Annotated in this window: 13 protein-coding genes and 1 pseudogene; 11 read left to right on the plus strand and 3 right to left on the minus strand. The window is 69.0% G+C overall.

Going from position 1 to position 19,073, the window contains the following annotated elements; genetic code table 11:
* Positions 1–169 precede the first annotated feature (169 nt).
* From NW895_RS14525 to NW895_RS14535, 3 genes are all read left to right on the plus strand, one after another.
* Complete coding sequence (locus NW895_RS14525) at positions 170–2,965, plus strand: DNRLRE domain-containing protein (RefSeq protein ID WP_289935911.1); 2,796 nt, start codon at positions 170–172, stop codon at positions 2,963–2,965.
* A gap of 175 nt (positions 2,966–3,140) precedes the next feature.
* On the plus strand, positions 3,141–6,041 hold the full coding sequence (locus NW895_RS14530) for an RICIN domain-containing protein (protein WP_289935912.1): 2,901 nt from the start codon (positions 3,141–3,143) through the stop codon (positions 6,039–6,041).
* A 570-nt stretch (positions 6,042–6,611) separates the two neighbouring features.
* Complete coding sequence (locus NW895_RS14535; protein WP_289935913.1) at positions 6,612–8,060, plus strand: family 43 glycosylhydrolase; 1,449 nt, start codon at positions 6,612–6,614, stop codon at positions 8,058–8,060.
* Positions 8,061–8,226: 166 nt separating this feature from the next.
* On the opposite strand, the pseudogene NW895_RS14540 reads toward NW895_RS14535, so the two are convergent.
* The 3 genes and pseudogenes from NW895_RS14540 to NW895_RS14550 all read right to left on the minus strand — a co-directional run.
* A pseudogene (locus tag NW895_RS14540) lies at positions 8,227–8,396 on the minus strand (F420-dependent oxidoreductase); the annotation flags it as partial.
* 106 nt (positions 8,397–8,502) lie between these two features.
* Positions 8,503–9,789 (minus strand): cytochrome P450, encoded by a 1,287-nt coding sequence (locus tag NW895_RS14545; RefSeq protein ID WP_289935914.1) that lies wholly within the window; start codon positions 9,787–9,789, stop codon positions 8,503–8,505.
* Between the two features lie 17 nt (positions 9,790–9,806).
* Positions 9,807–11,171 carry a glutamine synthetase family protein gene (locus NW895_RS14550; protein WP_289935915.1) on the minus strand — a complete coding sequence of 455 codons (1,365 nt, stop codon included), beginning with the start codon at positions 11,169–11,171 and terminating at the stop codon, positions 9,807–9,809.
* Positions 11,172–11,491: 320 nt separating this feature from the next.
* On the opposite strand from NW895_RS14550, the gene NW895_RS14555 reads away from it, so the two are divergent.
* The 8 genes from NW895_RS14555 (at position 11,492) to NW895_RS14590 (ending at position 19,045) form a co-directional block, all read left to right on the plus strand.
* On the plus strand, positions 11,492–11,680 hold the full coding sequence (locus NW895_RS14555) for a ferredoxin (protein WP_069757848.1): 189 nt from the start codon (positions 11,492–11,494) through the stop codon (positions 11,678–11,680).
* 2 nt (positions 11,681–11,682) lie between these two features.
* A complete protein-coding gene (locus tag NW895_RS14560; protein ID WP_289935916.1) occupies positions 11,683–12,912 on the plus strand; it encodes an FAD/NAD(P)-binding oxidoreductase in 1,230 nt (409 codons plus the stop codon).
* A gap of 1 nt (position 12,913) precedes the next feature.
* A complete protein-coding gene (locus NW895_RS14565) occupies positions 12,914–13,720 on the plus strand; it encodes an acetoacetate decarboxylase family protein (RefSeq protein WP_289935917.1) in 807 nt (268 codons plus the stop codon).
* Positions 13,721–13,754: 34 nt separating this feature from the next.
* Positions 13,755–15,218, plus strand: a complete 1,464-nt coding sequence (locus NW895_RS14570; RefSeq protein ID WP_289935918.1) for an aldehyde dehydrogenase — start codon at positions 13,755–13,757, stop codon at positions 15,216–15,218.
* Entirely contained in the window at positions 15,211–16,131 is a 921-nt protein-coding gene (locus tag NW895_RS14575) for a 3,4-dihydroxyphenylacetate 2,3-dioxygenase (protein ID WP_289935919.1), read from the plus strand. Before NW895_RS14570 ends, NW895_RS14575 begins: the two co-directional genes overlap by 8 nt.
* The gene (locus NW895_RS14580; protein ID WP_289935920.1) at positions 16,124–16,969 is read left to right on the plus strand and encodes a fumarylacetoacetate hydrolase family protein; all 846 of its coding nucleotides are present in this window, start codon (positions 16,124–16,126) and stop codon (positions 16,967–16,969) included. Before NW895_RS14575 ends, NW895_RS14580 begins: the two co-directional genes overlap by 8 nt.
* A gap of 48 nt (positions 16,970–17,017) precedes the next feature.
* Complete coding sequence (locus NW895_RS14585) at positions 17,018–17,620, plus strand: TetR family transcriptional regulator (RefSeq protein WP_289935921.1); 603 nt, start codon at positions 17,018–17,020, stop codon at positions 17,618–17,620.
* A 228-nt stretch (positions 17,621–17,848) separates the two neighbouring features.
* The gene (locus NW895_RS14590; RefSeq protein ID WP_289935922.1) at positions 17,849–19,045 is read left to right on the plus strand and encodes a cytochrome P450; all 1,197 of its coding nucleotides are present in this window, start codon (positions 17,849–17,851) and stop codon (positions 19,043–19,045) included.
* The last annotated feature ends 28 nt before the right edge of the window (positions 19,046–19,073 follow it).

Genomic DNA, 19,073 nt, shown 5'->3' on the forward strand with positions numbered 1-19,073 from the left:
GGTGGTCCCCTCGGCCCCGATGGCCCCGACGGCCCCGACGGCCCCGACGGCCCCGACGGCCCCGACGGCCGCGGTCCGGCCGCGGCATCGCGAATGCTCCGCGCCGTCTCCAGCAGACGGCGAGTGCCTGAACAGACCTGCAACGGTCTCGTCCTGAGGAGAGAAAGGCATGATCAGACCGGCCGGCGACGCCGCCGACCCGAACACCGCCCCAGCGCGACGCAGCTCGCGCGTGAAGCGCTTCATCGCGGCCGCTGCCGGCGCCACCATCGCGGTGGCAAGCCTCATGCTCACCGGCGCCGTCCCCGCACACGCCGCCACCACCGTCCACACGTACGCACCGACGGGAGTGGGAGGCGGTACGACGACGTCCCCGGACGTGGCGTCCACCAAGTACCAGGTGCAAGTCGCCGGCACGCCCGTCCAGACTGTCCAGTACAACGCGAACCGCAACAACTTCGACATCGCGCGCTTCGCGTCGGACTCCCGGACACCGACGATCACGGTCACGCTGCCCAGCACCACGATCGACACGGTGAACATCTACCCGGCGCGCTACTACCCGTCCAGCAGCGTCTCGGTGAGCGCGGACAAGCACACCCTGACGTTCCAGATGTCAGCCGCGGCCGGGTTGAACCAAGCGATCGTGATGGTCAACGGCGACTCGACCAACGCCACGGGACAGCCCTACCTGGCGGTCATCAACGACCCTCTGGAAGACCCGGCGCGGCGCCCGAACACCACGAGCGCACCGGACGGCTCCGGCGTCAACCTGCAGACCGGTGTCCTCAACTTCCAGCAGTTCGCCGCGAAGTACCTCGCGGCGCACCCGAACAGCACGGCTCAGAAGGCTCCCGCCGCGACGACGAGCTCCATGGCCGGCAAGACCGTCAACGGCACCGCCATCCCCGCCGGTCAGAAAACCTCGGCCGGGACCCTGGTGAGCGCGAGCAGCACCAATGTGCGGTACCCGAATGTGCGGGTGATGGCCGCGGGCGACGTCACGTACGCCCTGCAGGCCGCCATCGACACCATCAAGGCCAACCCCACGGCGCTCAACACGCTCTACTTCCCGAACGGCACGTACGTGTGGTCCGGTCTCTTGGTCAACGGTGTGGACGGCAGCAAGCTCAAGGGCGGCAAGCTGAAGATCTACACCGACGAAGGGGCCCTGCTGAAGAACCGCATCCAGGCGTACATGGAGGCGTTCGAGCCGGCGGTCGGGATCATCAACTCGAGCAACATCGAGATCGACGGCCGCGGCATGTTCGACAACAACGGCGTGGCGAACTACCGCGCTGACTCGCACGACGCCTACCGCAGCCAGCACCAGGGCGGCGTCATGGTCATGCACTCGTCGGACATCACGTTCAACGACACCTATGTGCGCGACGCGAAGCAGTGGAACTACGAGACCCACAGCGCCAACAGGGTGACGTTCAACAACATCAAGGCCCTCACCCCGTACGGCCAGCCGTGGATCGACGGGACGGACTTCGCGAGCGGCCAGGACATCACCGCCAACGGCGTCTTCACCCTCGGCAACGACGACGCGTTCGCCTCCGGCCACTACAACCCCAGCGACGGATTCACCCCGCTGGCCCCCGGCGTGTGGAACAACTTCCAGCTCGGCACCTCCACCCCCGACATCCAGGGCTATGTCAACGCGGTAGGCGCCCACGACACCGTCGCCGACGACCTCGGGTTCGACAACTACCACTGGGACAACGCGGACTCGAAGAACATCTCGGTCAGCAACACGCTGAACTGGTCCGTCGGTGCCGGCAACTCGATCCGCATCGGATGGAATTCGTACGGATACAAGCTCAACAACTACACGTTCGACAACTTCAACTCCGTGTCGGCGCCGGCCGGCGGCATCTTCACGCAGAACAGCCCCAAGCCGTACCCGCGCATCTCGAGCATCGTGATCAAGAACAGCTCGTTCGACACCTCCCGGTACACGTCGGGACCGATCAGGCTCAACGGCGGCAACGGATCCACCCAGACCATCACCGCCGACGAGCAGGCGACCTACGGGCTCGCCCCCAACCCCGACGGGTCGGGCGCCACGTACACCTACACCAAGACCCCGATCAGCACCTTCCAGCTCGACAACGTGTGGTTCTCGCAGCAGAAGACGAACAGCAGCCCGTTGAACGGCGCCACGAACGTGACGCTGAACAACCTCCGCGTCGCCGACCAGCTCGTCAGATACACCAGCCAGTTCCCGCTGACGACGAGCGGGATCGGCACGCTGACCACCACCTACACGGACGCGAACGGCCAGACCCAGAACGTCAGGGCCGGCGCCCTCACCAACGGCGACACCTGGGTGGGTGCGTGGTGGGGCGACCAGACCAAGAACAACTCCTCGGACCTGACCCTCATCACTCGCAACACCGGGGTCGGCCTGATGGGCGAGCAGTACACCACAGGATCCGGAGACGGAAAGCTCTCCTACATCCAGTTCCCCCTCAACAGCCTCACCAAGGCACCGAGCCAGGCGACACTCCATCTCACCTACGTCGGCCACCGCTATTCGTCGGTCCCGTCGACCGACACCGACCAACTCCTCGTGCAACCCGTCAGCGACACCACGTGCACCGGCGGCGGCACGTCCTGTCCGATCAACACGATGACCTGGCAGAACCGGCCGAGCTTCACCGCCACGAGCTCCTCCGTCGCGAAGTCGGCCACCTTCACCCTCGGTTCGACCATCATCCCCGAGGGCGGTGGGACCCACCAGGGCAACGCCATCGACGGCCGCGACATCACCGTCGACATCACCTCCTTCGTCCAGAAGGCCTATGCGGCCGGTCAGCCCACGCTCCTGCTCGCCGTCTGCAACGCGGGGGGCACCAACCACGAGCTGCGCTTCGTCAGCTCCGAAGGCGCCACCGGCTCCGGGAAGCTCACCAACGGGACCGCCGAGATGGCGCCCGCGCTGACCGTGACCCCGTAGACACTCGAGGCCGGTCCGCCCCCGCGGGGCGGGCCGGCCTCAGCCGTCCGGTTCTGCCGTCGACGGCTGATGCAGCCACCGCATGTCTGGCAAAGCGCTGTTGTTTACCACCACACCCCCACCGGTGGCACCTCTGTGCCCAGTTGTACTCACCGTCCGACAACGGAGTCGACCCATGCCACTGCCCGACCTGCCCCTCAACCGACGGCGTTTGCTCACCACGGCCGCCCTCGCCGCCGGCGCCGCGGCCCTGCCCGGCTTCGTCTTCGCCTCCCAGGCCTCCGCGGCCGTACCGCCCCAGGTCACCCTGCCCGACCGCGGCATCTGGGACAACGCCACCGCCTCCGCCTGGACCGACGGGTTCCTGAGCGGAAACGGCGAGTACGGGACCGTCTACTACGGGGCGCCGACGCTCGAGAAGATGATCTTCAATCATCACCGGTTCGTGCTGCCCAACGGCAGCCGGAGCGTCATGCCCCCCGTGATCTCGCCGTATCTCGAGACCGCCCGGGACCAGGCGCTGGCCGGCAACTACTCCGGTGCCTCCTCCACCTTCGCCCACGGCTGGAGCCTGCGCTGGACCCAGACCTTCCACCCCGGCTACGAACTCCAGCTCAGCACCCCGGGCATGACCACCGTCAACGACTTCGCCCGCATCACCGACTTCCGCACCGGCGAGATCACCCACACCTGGACCGACCAGTACGGCACCTGGAAGCGCCACGTCTTCGTCTCCCGCGCCGACCAGGTCATCGTCCACGAACTGCTGCCCGCCACCGGCCGCACCGTGGACACCACCATCAGCGTCAACACCGCTCTTACGGGCGTGCCGACCAGCGTGTCCTTCTCCACCACCGCCACCGTCACCGGCGGCGACGGTTATCTGAACCTGCGCGGCACCTACCCCTCCGGCGGTGCCTACGGCTACGAAGGCGTCACCCGCGTCGTGGTCTCCGGCAGCGGCTCCTCCGTCACCGCCGGCGGGCAGACCCTGGTGGTCGCCAAGGCCACCAAGGTGCTGCTGCTGACCAAGCTCGGCCGGTACGAGACCTCCACCGGCTGGAACAGCCAGCCCCTGCAGACCGCCCTCGCCGCGCTGACGGCCGACTACGCCACCCTCCTGGGCCGCCACGCCCCGAAGCACCAGGCCATGTACGACCGCTCCAGCATCGACCTCAACGTCTCCGCCGCCGACCGCCGGCTGGCCACCAGCGAGCTCATAGCCCGCCAGAACAGCAACGCGTCCGCCATCGACCTCGCGCTGCTGGAGCGGATGTACGACTCCGGCCGCTATCTCTTCATCAGTTCCAGTGGCGTCCTGCCACCCCGCCTGACCGGCATCTGGACCGGCACCTGGAACGGCTCCTGGGCCGACGACTTCACCACCGACGCCAACATCAACCTGCAGGTCGCCGGCGGCAACATCCTCGACCTCACCGATGCCATGCAGGGCTACTTCGACCTCATCCTCGGCCAGCTCGCCGACTGGCGCGACAACGCCACCAACCTCTACGGCGCCCGCGGCTTCCTCGCCCCGTCCCGGACCGACGGCGAGTACGGGCACATGCTGCACTTCAACAGCGGCAGCTTCCCCGGCGAGGCCTGGACCGGCGGCGCCGACTGGCTGCTCTACCCCCTTCTGGAGTACTACCAGGTCACCGGCGACAGTGCCTTCCTGAAGAACAAGCTCGGTCCGGCCCTGATGGAACTGGCCCTGTTCTACGAGGACTTCCTCACCCGCACCGACTCCAGCGGCAAGGCGGTCTTCGTCCCCTCCTTCTCCATGGAGAACTCCCCGACCAGCACCGGCCAGGCGTTTTCCATCAACGCCACCGGCGACATCATGGCCGGCCGGCACGCGCTCCAGGCCGCGATCGACGCGGCCAACACCCTCGGCCTGGAGCAGGGCAGCGGCCAGGGCGTGCAACGCTGGACCGCCCTGCTCGCCAAGCTGCCCGACTACACCGTCAACAGCGACGGGGCGCTCGCCGAGTGGTCCTGGCCGGGCCTGACCGACCGCTACAACCACCGGCACGTCCAGCACCTGTACGGTGCCTGGCCGCTGCACGAGATCAACCCCGAGGACAAGCCCGACCTGGTCCAGTACGCCCGCACGGCCCTGGACAAGCGAGGCGACCAGAACTATTCCGCCCACGGCAGCCTCCACCGGGCGCTGGCCCGCGCCCGCCTGAAGGACGGCCCCGGCGTCTACAGCAACCTGCTGAAGATCTACGGCAGGAACATGGTGTGGCGGTCCCTGATGACCTCCCACAACCCCAACCTGGACATCTACAACTGCGACGCCGCCAACACCATCCCCGCCGTCCTCGGCGAAGCACTCGTCTACACCCGCCCCGGTGTCCTTGAGATCCTCCCCGCCCTCCCCGACCAGCTCACCAAGGGCACCATCAACGGTGTTCGCGGCCGCAACCGCATCACCATCCAGTCGCTGTCCTGGGACACGGCGGCCCGCACGGCCACCGTCAAGCTCACCTCCGACATCGACCAGAACGTCACCTTCATCTGCCGGCGCGGCATCACATCCATCAGCACCGGCGCGACGGTCACCACGTCGTCGCCGCTGGGCAACCACGCCCGCATCGTGTCGCTGACCGCCGGAACGAGCACCACGATCACGATCGGCCTGCTGACCGGCCCCTTCAGGCTGGTCAACCGCAAGAGCGGCAAGGTCATGGACGTCTCCGGCGCCTCCACCTCCAACGGCGGGCCCGTCATCCAGTACACGTGGTCCGGCAGCGCCAACCAGCAGTGGAAGCTGCTCCCCGACTACGACGGGTCCTACCGCCTGTCCAACGTCAACAGCGGCAAGGTGCTCGAAGTCCCGGGCAGCTCCACCAGCAGCGGCACAGCCCTGGACCAGTGGTCGGACACCAACGGCACCAACCAGTGGTGGAAGCTCGTTCCAGCGGCCACCAGCGGCTACTACCGCCTCGTCAACATCAAGAGCGGGCTGTGCGCAGACGTGCAGAGTGGATCCACCGCCGACGGCGCCAAGGTCATCCAGTGGCCCGCCAACGGCGGCTCCAACCAGGAATGGCAGCCAGTGGGGCTGTGACGGCCCTGGGCACGTGACCGGCGGCGATCCGACTCGCCGCCGCGGCCTGGCTCCGGCATCACAGGATGGCCAGGTGGCGGCCGGCCAACGGCACGGGCCGACTGACTGGTAGTCATCCAGCGCGGGCCCAGAACGCCACCAGCGCAGCCCGCCATCAAGAAGACCCCACCTACTCCGACGCCGACACCGAAGCGACAGACCGCAGCGACGAGGGTCGGGCAGTCCCAGCGCGCGTGGCCTGGGCTTCCCGTGTGTCCGACAGTGGCTGTTGGGGTGGTCGGCGGCGTTCGGGATATCGGTTTCGTTCCACCCATTGACGGCGTCCCTGAGCCGCCTTTACGTTTCGTCCGCAGTTCCGCACGTTGTTCGTATTTTCGAACGCAGGCGTGGTCCACCTCGGCGGCGACTACGCCCGCATCGTCAACGCCTCCACCGGCAACGTCATGGGCATTGCCAACCACGGCACGCCATCGGTACCGACGTACGCCGGTGGAGCTGGCTCAGCAACAACTGCCAGCAGTGGCGGCTCGTCCCCACGACCGCCTGATCCCGAAGGGCCGCAACAGAAACATGAGACATCTCGCTAGACGGGTTCTGGTGGCCGCGGCGGCCGCGCTCGCTGTGCTCAGCACCGTGACCACCCCCGCCCAGGCCGCCGTGCCCGCGTCCCCCGCCGTCACCTTCACCAACCCGATAGCCGAGCAGCGTGCCGACCCGCACATCTTCAAGCACACCGACGGCTTCTACTACTTCACCGCCACGGTCCCCGCGTACGACAGGATCGTCATGCGCCGGGCCACCACCCTCCAGGGCCTCGCCACGGCCCCGGAGACCACGATCTGGACCAAGCACGCCACCGGTGAGATGGGCGCCCACATCTGGGCCCCGGAGATCCACTTCATCGACGGCAAGTGGTACGTCTACTTCACGGCCGGCTGGTCCAACGACATCTGGCGGATCCGCCCGTACGTCCTGGAGAGCAGCGCCGCCAACCCGCTGACCGGTACCTGGACCGAGAAGGGCAGGATCAGCCTGCCCATGGACACCTTCTCGCTGGACGCCACCACCTTCACGCACAACGGCACCCGCTACCTGAGCTGGGCCCAGGAGGACCCGGCGTTCGGCAAGGGCACGCAACTGTACCTGGCGAAGATGGCCAACCCCTGGACCATCACCGGCAGCCCGGTCATGATCTCCAAGCCCGAGTACGCCTGGGAGACCGCCGGCGCCCGCGTCAACGAGGGCCCAGCCGTCATCCAGAAGAACGGCAAGGTCTTCATGACCTACTCGGCCAGCGCCACCAACGCCAACTACTGCATCGGCCTGCTGACCGCCGACGCCACCGCCGACCTGATGAACCCGGCCTCCTGGAGCAAGACTCCCACGCCGGTCCTCAAGAGCAACGACAAGACCGGCCAGTACGGCCCCGGCCACAACTCCTTCACGGTCTCCGAGGACGGCAAGTCGGACATCCTCGTCTACCACGACCGCAACTACAAGGAGATCGTCGGCGACCCGCTCAAGGACCCCAACCGCCGCACCCGCTACCAGAAGGTGTACTGGAACGCCGACGGCACACCCAACTTCGGCATCCCCGTCGCCGACGGTGTCACCCCCGTCCGCTTCTCCTCGTACAACTACCCGGACAGATTCATCCGGCACTGGGAGTTCCGGGCCAGGACCGAGGCCAACGTCACCGAACTCGCCGACTCGCAGTTCCGCGTCGTCCCCGGCCTGGCCGGCAACGGCACCGTTTCCCTCGAATCGGCCAACTTCCCCGGCTACTACCTGCGCCACAAGAACAACGAGGTGTGGGTGGAGAAGGACGACGGCACCACCCTGTTCGACAACGACGCCTCGTTCCACGAGCGGGCCGGTCTCGCCGACTCCGCGGCCGGTGTGTCGTACGAGTCGTACAACTTCCCCGGCCGGTACATCCGGCACTACAACCACCTGCTCTACACCCAGCCGGTGACCACGACCGTCGGCCAGCAGGACGCCACCTTCTACAAGCAGTAGGACCGGCCGGACGCACCGATCGGGTTTCCGCGTGAGGAACCGGGCCGGGCGACCGGGCTACGCGAGGAGCGGAGTGATCAGTGAGCCTCCGCGCGTCACCTCAGGGCGGCGCGCGGGTGGCTCACTGCCATGAAGCGGTGCCCCTTTCGCAACAGACCCTATGGCGGTCCTGGTTGCCGGGCAGAGCGTAGTCGCGGGGGTTGCCCATCACGCCGCCTGCTCCGGCGTCGGGGCCGAGCACGATGTGTTCGCTGATCACGACGGAGTCGAATCCGGCGTCCTCGGCCTCGCGGCCCAGCGGATCACGGCCGGCAGATCCGCGCGGCCTGCGGTCATGGTCCAGTTCTCGCGAGTGCGTCTGAGGGCAGACGTGAGGGGCGGCCGCTCGTTCGGGTCGGGGCGTCCCGGCGGACGCCCCCATCTGGACGGCTGGGTCAGGCGGTCAGGCGAGGGTGACCTCGACCGGCAGCTTCTTGATGCCGTTGACGAAGTTGGAGCGGACGCGCGGGACTTCGCCGGTCAGACGGATGTCGGCGATCCTCGGGACGAGCTCCTCGAACATGATGCGGATCTCGGTGCGGGCCAGCAGGTTGCCCAGGCACAGGTGCGGGCTGCCCTTGCCGAAGGTCACATGGTCGTTGTCGGCGCGGGCGACTTCGAAGTCGTACGGGTTGCCGAAGACCTCCTCGTCGCGGTTGCCCGAGGCGTACCACATGACGACCTTGTCGCCCTCCTTGATCCGCTTGCCGCCCAATTCCACGTCACGGGTCGCCGTGCGGCGGAAGTGGTAGACGGGCGACGCCCAGCGCAGGAACTCCTCCACCGCGACGGGGATCAGGGACGGGTCCTCCTGAAGCCGGGCCAGCTGCTCGGGGTGCTGGAGCAGCGCCAGCATGGAGTGGGTGATGGTGTGGCGGGTGGTCTCGTTGCCGGCCACGACGAGGAGCAGGAAGTAGTTGTCGAAGTCCTGCGGCGAGAGCGGCACACCGTCCTTCGGGGTGGTGTTCACCAGCTTCGACACCAGGTCGGTGCCGTCGCCGCCGCGCCGCTGCCGGGCCAGCTCACGGCCGTAGGCGAAGACCTCCAGCGAGGCGGGCGAGCGGAAGGGCAGGTGCCGGTACTGCTCGCTCTCCGCGCTGTCCAGCAGGACGTCGGCGTAGTCGGGGTCGGTGTTGCCGATGATGCGGTTGCCCCAGTCGATGAGCTGCTGGTTGTCCTCCGGCGGTACGCCGAGGAGGCGGGCGAGGACGTTGATGGGGAAGTCGGCGGAGACCTCCTTGACGAAGTCGAAGGTCCCCTTGGCCAGCGCCGCGTCCAGCGTGGTGGCGGTCAGGCCGCGCAGGAAGTCGGTGTAGCTGTTGATGACGCTCGCGCCGAACTGGCGCTGGAGCAGACTGCGCAGGGCGCGGTGACGGACTCCGTCCAGCTCCAGGATGGAGGCGCGGGTCTTGATCTGGTCGTCGTCGACTTCTTCGAGGTTCACGAACTTCGTGGAGGTGAAGGTCTCGGCGTCACGGTCGACGCGGGCGATGTCCGCGTGCCGGGTCACCGCCCAGAAGCCGGAGTTGGGGGCCTCCTCGGGCTGCCAGTGCACCGGGTCCTGGTGGCGCAGGGTGTGGAACATACGCCATGGGGTGATGCCGTCGGTGAAGTTGTCCAGGTCGGCGAGGTTGACGTCCGCCAGCGGCATCGGCTCGTTCACGGCGGCGGTCGGGGTCTCGGTCGTCATCGCATGGCTCCCAGTCGTCACAGGTGGTAGGCGTACTCGGTGAACTCCCAGTCGGTGACGTGCCGTTGGAAGCGTTCGATTTCATTGCGCTTGTAGGAGAGGAAGGAGTCGGTGAAGTCCTTGCCGAGGACGTCGGTCAGTTCGGTGTCCGCTTCCAGGGCGTCCAGCGCGGCCGGCAGGCTCATGGGCAGCGCGGCCGCCCTGGCGGTGTCGTAGCCGTACCCCTCCAAGGGGGCGGGGGGCTCCTCGCCGGTCAGAACCCCGAGCAGCGCGGCGGCGACCGTGCCCGCGATCAGCAGGTACGGGTTGGCGCTGGCGTCACCGAGGCGCAGTTCGAACCGGGCGCCGGAGCCGCGCTCGGGCGGGATGCGCACCATGGCGCTGCGGTTGTCCAGGCCCCAGTCGATCAGCCAGGGCGCGAGGGTGTCCGGGCCGAAACGCTTGTAGGAGTTCACGGTCGGGTTGGCCAGGGCGGCCAGGGCCGGGGCGTGGGCGAGGATGCCGGCGACGGCGTGGCGTGCGGTGGCGGACAGCCCGTACGGCCCGGCGGGATCGTCGAAGGCGTTACCGGCGCCTTCCTCGTCGGAGCTGTCGCATGACAGATGGAGGTGGAAACCGGAGCCGCCGGCGTCGTTGAACGGCTTGGCCATGAAGGTGGCGAGTTTCCCCTCCTTCCGGGCCAGCTCCTTGATCGCCGACTTGTAGCGGAAGGCGCGGTCCGCGGCGGACAGGGCGTCGGAGTGGGTGAGGTTGATCTCGAACTGGCCGCCGTCGAACTCGTGGTTTCCGCTGGTCACGCCGATGTTCATGTCCCGCAGCAGACGCAGCGTACGCAGCAGGTGATTGTCGCCGTCGGCGCGCAGACCGGCGGTGTAGACGACGCCGGCGGCGCCCGAGTAACGCTTCCAGCCGCTCGGGGAGGCCGGGTCCTCGTCGCAGAGGAAGTACTCGAGCTCGGGGCCGACCACCGGACGCAGGCCGTGTTCGGCACACCGGGCGAGGACGGTGCGCAGCAGATCGCGGGGTGACTCCGGTGCGGGCAGGCCGGTGGCCGGGTCGGTGACGTCGGCGAGGCAGGAGGCGACGCCGGGTTCCCAGGGGAGGGGGACCAGGGTGTCCAGGTCCGGCCGCACGGTGATGTCGGGCAGGCCGGCGTCGAGACCGCCGGAGACGGGGACCACGTCGCCCTGGGGGCTGGTGTGGTAGACGGCCCGGCAGAAGGCCAGGCCGTGGTCACACGCCGACGGCAGGTGGTCCAGCAGGATGTCGCGTGCACGGTCGGCGCCGATGAGGTCGGGATAGGTCACGCGCACCACGTCGATGCCCTCGGCGGCGAGCCGCTGCATGTGCTGACGGAGGCTGGGGGTTGGGGCTGCGCTCACCGATGTCTCCTCGGGCGCTAGGGGTGTGGATCGTGAGGGGGAGTCAGAGGGCCGGTACGGATGGGGGCGCGGCGTACGGACGGCTTGTTTGGCGCCAAACGGTATGAGCGCTGCGGACGCCCCGCAAGGGGGGCAGGAAAAAAATTATCCGCATGGATAGGTATTGACCAGGGTCAGGTGGCTTCCTATGTTGTTTGGAGCCAAATGAGTAAGGGTGCGGTCAGTCGCCGAACCCTTGGCCGGGGCCCGGTCGACGACGGTCGGGCCCCTCTTCCTCCCTTCACCCCCGCCCCGATGCCCTCACTTCAGGAGGACCGGCCATGAAGGTCGTCGTCGACATGAACAAGTGCCAGGACCACGGCCAGTGCGTCTTCGCCGCCCCCGATGTCTTCTCCATGGACGACAGCGGCCACCTGGCCTACGTCCCCGACCCCGACGACGCGCTGCGCGACGAGGTCGAGGAAGCCGCCGACGTGTGTCCGCTCCAGGCCATCCGTATCGAGGGCTGACCATGACGTCGAGGAGTGCACGCATCGTCGTGGCCGGCGCCTCCATGGCCGGCCTGCGCGCGGCCGAGCAACTGCGGGCCGCCGGCTGGACCGAAGGCATCACGCTCGTCGGTGACGAGCCGCACATGCCCTACAACCGGCCGCCCCTGTCCAAGGAGGTCCTGGCCGGCAAGGCCGCCTTCGAGTCGCTCTCCTTCCGCCCGCGGGCGAGCGTGGCCGACGCGGAGTGGCGGCTGGGCACCAAGGTCGTCGCCGCGCGGCTCGCGGAGAACATCGTCGAGTTCGACGACGGCGAGGCACTCTCGTACGACGGTCTGGTCGTCGCCACCGGAATGCGGCCCCGGCGCCTGCGCTGCCCCGGCCCGCTCGCGGGCCGGCACACGGTCCGCACCATCGACGACGCGCAGGGCCTGCGGCAGGCCCTGACCAGGCCCGGAACCCGGGTGGTCGTCGTCGGAGGCGGCTTCATCGGCTGCGAGGTCGCCGCCACCGCCGTCGCTCTGGGCGCCCGCGAGGTGACCGTCGTCGACCCGCTGCCTCTGCCGATGGTCGGCCCCCTCGGCGAGCTCCTCGCCGGGGCCTTGCTGAAGCGACACGAAGAGCGCGGTGTGCGCTTCGCCCTCGGCACGGGCGTGACCGGCTTCACCGGCGACGACCATGTCACCGGCGTCGCTCTCGGCGACGGCACCGTCCTGCCCGCCGACGTGGTGGTCGAGTCGGTCGGCTCGGTCGCCAACACCGAGTGGCTGGACGGCAACGGCCTCGACCTGAGCGACGGCGTGCTCACCGACGAGCACCTGCGCGTCGGCGGACGGCCCGACGTGGTGGCCGTCGGCGATGTCGCCCGCTTCCCCAACGCCCGCTACGACGGCGTACCGCGCCGTGTGGAGCACTGGTGCATCCCCACGGACACCGCCAAGCACGCCGCGAAGACCCTCGTCGCCCACCTGACCGGCGCCGGCCACGACCTGTCCCCGTTCGCGCCGCTGCCCACCTTCTGGAGCGACCAGCACGACTTCCGCCTGCAGTCCTTCGGGGCACCGGTACTCGGCAAGGAGGACGTGCGCGTACTCGAAGGCGACCTCGACGGTGACGTCGTCGTCGGCTACCACGCCGGCGGCCGGCCGGCCGGTGTCGTCGCCTTGGGCGGTCAGGCCGCGGCGGCCGCCGCCTCCCGCTACCGCGCCGAACTGCTCAAGCAGCCCGCCCTCACCCCTCAAGGACTTTGCTGACATGACCACCGTCCGTGGATTCTTCTTCCCCAAGACGGCGAGCGGAGCCTCGTCGCTGATCCCCTCGCCGCCCTGGCGGTACTCCGGTGACCTGCTCACAGTCGAGTACCGCACCGACCCGTCACGCGTGCGCGAACTGCTTCCCGAGCCGCTGGAACTCGCCGACGAGGACCCCGGCGCTGTGGCGCTGATCTGGGCCGACTGGCAGTCCTGCTCGGCGTCCGGCGCGGAGTTGCTCGATCCCGTGCTCTCCCAGTACAAGGAGGCCTTCGCAGTCGTCCGCTGCCAGTACCGGGGACAGACCTACTCGCGCTGCGTCTACATCTGGGTCGACAAGGACTTCGCCATCGCGCGCGGCCTGCACCAGGGCTACCCGAAGAAGCTCGGTTCGATCCACCAGACCCGCCCGCACCCGTACGGCCCCGCGCCGCGCATCGAGGCGGGGGCCCGATTCGGCGCCACGCTCGCCGCCGCCGACCGGCGCCTCGCCCAGGCCGTGGTCACCCTGCGCGAGCTGTCGGAGACGAACGGCTTCGTCAACGCCCACCCGATGGCCCACCACCGCTGGCTGCCCTCCATCGAGAAGGGCAAGGGCCTCGCTCTCGACGAGCTGATCGAGTCGGGCGCCGCGTCCTTCGAGGCGGGACAGGCCTGGCGCGGCGACGCCGAGCTGGAGCTGTTCGAGGCGCCCACCGAAGAACTGGCCCGCCTGGAGATCCGCGAGCCGATCGCCGCCTACTACCGCCAGGTCGGCGTCGTCTGGGACGGCGGCCGACTGCTGGAATCCGGCACCTCCGGCGCCGAGTAGACCCCACCACCTCGTGAGACCGGAGGAACAGAGCATGAGCGAACACACCATCACCGTGGCTGGGGTCGCCGTCGACACCCGGCACTGGATCGGCGGCGAGCGCGTCGCCTCGACACAGACGTTCGAGGACGTCTCGCCCATCGACGGCGACACGATCGGCCACATCTCCCGGGGCACGGCCATGGAGGCGGCCGCCGCCGTGGCCGCCGCGAGGGCCGCGTTCCCCGCCTGGGCCGCCACCTCCCGCGCGCAGCGCGCCCGCATCCTGCACGCGATCGCCGACGGGGTCGAGAAGCGGATCGAAGAGCTCGCCATCGTCGAGACCACCGACAACGGAGCCCTTCTGCGCTCCCACCGCCGCGGAGTGATGCCGCGCGTGGCGCACAACTTCCGCTTCTTCGCGGACTGGCTGCTCCAGCTGGAGCACGAGGACTTCCAGACGCGGGGCCACACCAACCACGTCACCTGGGACCCGGCGGGCCCCTGTGTCCTGATCACCCCGTGGAACGCCCCGCTCATGCTGGCCACCTGGAAGATCGCGCCCGCCCTTGCCGCCGGCAACACGGTCGTCCTCAAGCCCGCCGAGTGGTCGCCGCTGACCGCCTCCCTGCTGGCCGACATCGCCGCCGAGGCCGGGCTCCCGGCAGGTGTCCTCAACGTCGTCCAGGGCTACGGCTCCGAGATCGGCGACGCGCTGACCTCGCATCCGGACGTGCGCCGCATCAGCTTCACCGGCTCGGTGCCCACGGCCAAGCGCATCGCGGAATCGGCGGCCGCGAACCTCACGCCCCTGAGTCTCGAACTGGGGGGCAAGTCGCCGCTGCTGGTGTTCGCCGACGCGGACCTGGACCTTGCCGTCGACCTGGCGGTGGAGCAGTACGACAACGCCGGCCAGGTGTGTCTGGCGGGCACCCGGCTGCTGGTCGAGGAGTCGGTTGCGGAGGAGTTCACGCGCCGGTTCGTCGAGAGGGCGAGCGCGCTGAAGCAGGGTGATCCGCGCGACGAGGCCACCGACATCGGGCCCAACATCCACCCCCGCCAGCTGGAGAAGATCGACGGCTTCGTCCAGCGGGCCGTGGCGGCCGGGGCCCGCGCGGTGATCGGCGGGCACCGGGGGGACGGCCAGTACTACGCGCCCACCCTGCTCACCGATGTCGACCAGGATGCGGAGATCGTGCAGGAGGAGGTCTTCGGCCCGGTCCTGACGCTGCAGACCTTCGCCGACGAGCACGAGGCGGTCCGGCTGGCCAACGGCACCCGCTTCGGGCTGGCCGCCACCGTCGCCACCGGCGACCCGGAGCGCGCCGAACGCGTCACCGGGCAGCTCGTCGCGGGCACGGTCTGGGTCAACTGCTTCTTCGTCCGCGATCTGCAGGCCCCCTTCGGCGGCTCCCGGCTCTCCGGCGTCGGCCGCGAGGGCGGCACCTGGAGCTTCGACTTCTACTGCGACCTGAAGAACACGGTCACCGCACCGAACGGATGGACAAACCATGGGTGAGATCGTCGGGGCGGGCCTCCTCGCCCACGTCCCCACCATCGTGCTGCCCGAGGAGACCCGGCTGGAGCTCAACCAGGGCAAGGAGATCACCCTCGTCACGGGCCTGAACCAGCTCCGGAAGGACGTCTTCGAGCGGGACGACTACGACACCGTCGTGGTTCTCGACTCGCACTGGGCGACCACGGTCGAGTTCGTGGTGACCGCGCAAGCGCGGCGGGCGGGGTTGTTCACCTCCGAGGAGCTGCCGCGCGGTATGTGCCGGATGCCGTACGACTTCCCCGGTGATCCCGACCTGGCCCACAACATCGAGAAGTTCGCGGACAAACACGGCACCTGGATCACCGCGATCGATGACGAGTACCTGCCGGTCTACTACGCCACCATCAACCTCTGGAAGTTCCTCGGCGAGGGCCTGCCCGACAAGCGGTGGGTGACCATCGGTGTGTGCCAGACCGGCGACATGGAGGACCACCTGCGGCTCGGCCGCGCCCTGGCGGACGGTATCGCCGCCACCCCGGGGCGGCGCGTGCTGCTGATCGCCTCCGGAGCCCTGTCGCACACGTTCTGGCCGCTGCGCGAACTGCGCGACCACGAGGCCAGCGACCCGGTGCACATCCGCACGCCCGAGGCCCGGGCGGCCGACGAGGAGCGCATCGCCTGGTTCAAGGAGGGCCGCCACGACCGGGTCCTGGACACCATGGACGAGTTCTGGAAGTACAAGCCGGAGGCGAAGTTCTTCCACTACCTGATGATGGCCGGCGCCCTCGGCGAGCGTGCCTGCGTGGCGAGGGCCCGTCAGTACGGCGAGTACGAGAACTCGATCGGCACCGGCCAGGTGCACCTCTGGTTCGACCGCCCCGAGGGCGGCTGGACCGCATCCCACACCCCCGTACAGGAGTCCGCCCATGCCTGAGTACCGCCGCATCCTGCTCGACGGCGCCGCTGTCCAGGTGACCGTCGACGGTGACGAGCTGGTCGCCGGGGACGGCCGCCGCGTCAAGACGGAGGACGCGCAGCACCTGCCCCCGGTCGTCCCCTCCAAGGTGATCGCCGTCCACCTCAACCACCGCAGCCGTGTCGACGAGTTCCGGATCGACCTCCCCGACACCCCCACCTACTTCCACAAGCCCACCTCCGCCCTCAACTCCCACAAGGGCGCCGTCGTCCGCCCCGAGGGCTGCAAGTGGCTCAACTACGAGGGCGAGGTCGCCATCGTCATCGGGAGGACCGCGCGCAACATCTCCCCGGCCGAAGCGGGCGAGTACATCGCCGGCTACACCGTCGCCAACGACTACGGACTGCACGACTTCCGCGACACCGACGCCGGCTCCATGCTCCGGGTCAAGGGCTCCGACACCCTCTGCCCGCTCGGCCCCGGCCTGGTCACCGACTGGGACTTCCACGGCAAGCGGCTGCGGACGTACGTCAACGGCGAGGTCGTCCAGGACGGTTCGACCGACGAGATGAAGTGGGACATGCACTACCTCGTCGCCGACATCGCCCGCACCATCACCCTCTACCCGGGCGACGTCCTCCTGTCCGGCACCCCCGCCAACTCCCGCCCCGTGCGGCCCGGTGACGTCGTCGAGGTCGAGGTGGAGGGCCTCGGGCGGCTCACCAACCACATCGTCACCGGCCCGACCCCCGTCCGCGCCGACGTCGGCGCCCAGCCCACCGAATCGGAGGAGGTGCTGTCCACCGCGCTCGGCGGCGACTGGGAGTTCCGCGGCATCCGCCCGCCGAAGCGGTGACGCCATGCGGCGGCCTGCCGGTCCCGGCGTACGGGTAAGGTCGCGCTCATGAGCGATTCCTCCGACAAGCCCCCGGCCAGGCCCCGCAAGCGGGTGGACTACGGGACCGGCCGTGAGGCCCTGCTCAACGCGGCCGTGCGCGTGGTGGCCCGGGGCGGGCTGCGCAAGCTCACCTATCGCGCCGTCGCGGAGGAGGCGGGTGTCACGCACGGGCTCGTGGTGCACCACTTCGGTTCCCGGGACGCGCTCATCGAGGCAGCCCTCGAACACGCGGTGCGCACCAGCGCGAGTACGAGCTCGCTGGAACCCGGCACGGGCGACATCGCGGACTTCGCGGCGGGACTGGCGGACATGGTCACGCGTGAGCCGGCCCTGCAGACGTTCCAGTACGAGCTCATGCTCGAGTCCCGGCGCAGGCCCGAGCTGCTGCCGCAGATCCGCGCGCTGTACGACGAGTACTTCCAGGCCACGGAGAGGGAACTGTCCCGCAGCCTGCCCGAAGGCACCAGCCCTGCCCTGACCCGGCTCGTCTTCGCCGCCCTGGAAGGTCTCGTACTGCATCAGCTGATCCTCGATGAGCCGGACGTCACCGAGGCCGCGCTGAAGGAGCTGCGGTCACTGCTGACCCGGAAGCCTGGAGCGGCAGAGTAGCCGCCCATGTCGTTGTCCCTGCCATAACAGCAGGTCAGGACGAGTCCCCGTCGCCCGGCGACGGGGACTCGTCTGTTTCAGGCGGCGTAAAGAGTTGATTACCTGCCCGCGAAGTATTGACGGAATTATCCGAGTGGATAATTCTCGCGGTGCAGGGCCACTGGCCGCCTCCCCTTTGCCACTCCCGGCTTCCCTCCGCCTCGCGCCCGATACGAGGAGTGCCTCGCCATGACCGTCACCACCGCCGGACCCGCGTCCGCCACCGAGGACCTGCTGCCCTTCCGTGACCCCGGCTTCCGTGCGGACCCGTACCCGTACTACGCGCGGCTGCGGCAGGAGCACCCTGTCTACAGGCATCCGGTCGGCCTGTACGTCGTCTCCCGCTACGAGGACGTCGCCCGGCTGATCCGCAACCCCACCCTGAGCGTGCAGCAGCTCGACTTCGGTCCGGCCACCCCGATCCACCACACCATGCTCGGCAAGGACGCCCCCGACCACACGCGGCTGCGGCGGATCACCAACCGCTGGTTCACGCCCAAGGCCGTCGAGGAGTGGTCCAAGGTGATGCGCGCCTCCGTGGAGGCCGTGCTCGACGGGGTCGAGAAGGGCGACGGCACCCTGGACGCGGCCGACGGCCTCTCCCTGAAGTGCACCTTCGAGACGACCTGCCACATCTTCGGCATCGAGCCGACCGAGATGGACACCATCCAGCGCAAGACCTACGAGATCGGGCTGAGCCTCGGCCCCGGCGGCAATGACGAGGAGGCCCGCGCCACCACGGAGGCGTTCGCCTGGTTCGCCGAGCACATCCGCCGACTGGTGGCCGACAAGCGCGCCCACCCCGGAGAGGGACTGATCGACGCCTTCATCGCCGCGCAGGACGAGGGCAGGATGACCGAGGAAGAAGTCGTCTACACGATCTTCCTGTTCTTCGCCGTGGGCCACCTCGACGTCAAGCACCTGATCAACCACGGCATCTGGCTGATGGCGCGGCGGCCCGAGCTGTTCGCCGCCTATCGGGACGAGCCGGAGGCGCGGCCCGGCATCATCAACGAGATCCTGCGGATCGACACGCCCGAGTCGATGGTGGTGCGCCTGACCACGCAGGACACGGTCATCGGCGACACCACCGTGCCGGCCGGAGAGGCGCTGGCCCTGCTCATCGCCTCCGCCAACCGCGACCCCGAGGTCTTCGCCGACCCCGACACCTTCGACCACACCCGCCCGGTCGCCGCCAGCCAGCACCTGGCGTTCGGCTCCGGCATGCACGGCTGCGCGGGCCAGGTCCTGGCCCGCGCCGAGGCCGACATCGTCTTCAGCTCGATCGTCAACCGGTTCTCCGGTGTCGAGCCGGCGGGCGAGCCCAGCTTCGCCCATACCGAGTTCCTGCGCACGATCACCCATCTCCCCGTCCGTTTTCTCTGACCCCCCCGACCCCTCCGAGAGGCAGGAG

The organism is Streptomyces sp. S.PNR 29, from assembly GCF_030386795.1.
GTDB lineage: Bacteria > Actinomycetota > Actinomycetes > Streptomycetales > Streptomycetaceae > Streptomyces.

Bases quoted from the DNA above. Each gene is read 5' to 3' on its own strand.
- NW895_RS14525 (WP_289935911.1), top strand. From the start codon at position 170: ATGATCAGACCGGCCGGCGACGCCGCCGACCCGAACACCGCCCCAGCG.
- NW895_RS14530 (WP_289935912.1), top strand. From the start codon at position 3,141: ATGCCACTGCCCGACCTGCCCCTCAACCGACGGCGTTTGCTCACCACG.
- NW895_RS14535 (WP_289935913.1), top strand. From the start codon at position 6,612: ATGAGACATCTCGCTAGACGGGTTCTGGTGGCCGCGGCGGCCGCGCTC.
- NW895_RS14545 (WP_289935914.1), bottom strand. From the start codon at position 9,789: ATGACGACCGAGACCCCGACCGCCGCCGTGAACGAGCCGATGCCGCTG.
- NW895_RS14555 (WP_069757848.1), top strand. From the start codon at position 11,492: ATGAAGGTCGTCGTCGACATGAACAAGTGCCAGGACCACGGCCAGTGC.
- NW895_RS14560 (WP_289935916.1), top strand. From the start codon at position 11,683: ATGACGTCGAGGAGTGCACGCATCGTCGTGGCCGGCGCCTCCATGGCC.
- NW895_RS14565 (WP_289935917.1), top strand. From the start codon at position 12,914: ATGACCACCGTCCGTGGATTCTTCTTCCCCAAGACGGCGAGCGGAGCC.
- NW895_RS14570 (WP_289935918.1), top strand. From the start codon at position 13,755: ATGAGCGAACACACCATCACCGTGGCTGGGGTCGCCGTCGACACCCGG.
- NW895_RS14575 (WP_289935919.1), top strand. From the start codon at position 15,211: ATGGGTGAGATCGTCGGGGCGGGCCTCCTCGCCCACGTCCCCACCATC.
- NW895_RS14580 (WP_289935920.1), top strand. From the start codon at position 16,124: ATGCCTGAGTACCGCCGCATCCTGCTCGACGGCGCCGCTGTCCAGGTG.
- NW895_RS14585 (WP_289935921.1), top strand. From the start codon at position 17,018: ATGAGCGATTCCTCCGACAAGCCCCCGGCCAGGCCCCGCAAGCGGGTG.
- NW895_RS14590 (WP_289935922.1), top strand. From the start codon at position 17,849: ATGACCGTCACCACCGCCGGACCCGCGTCCGCCACCGAGGACCTGCTG.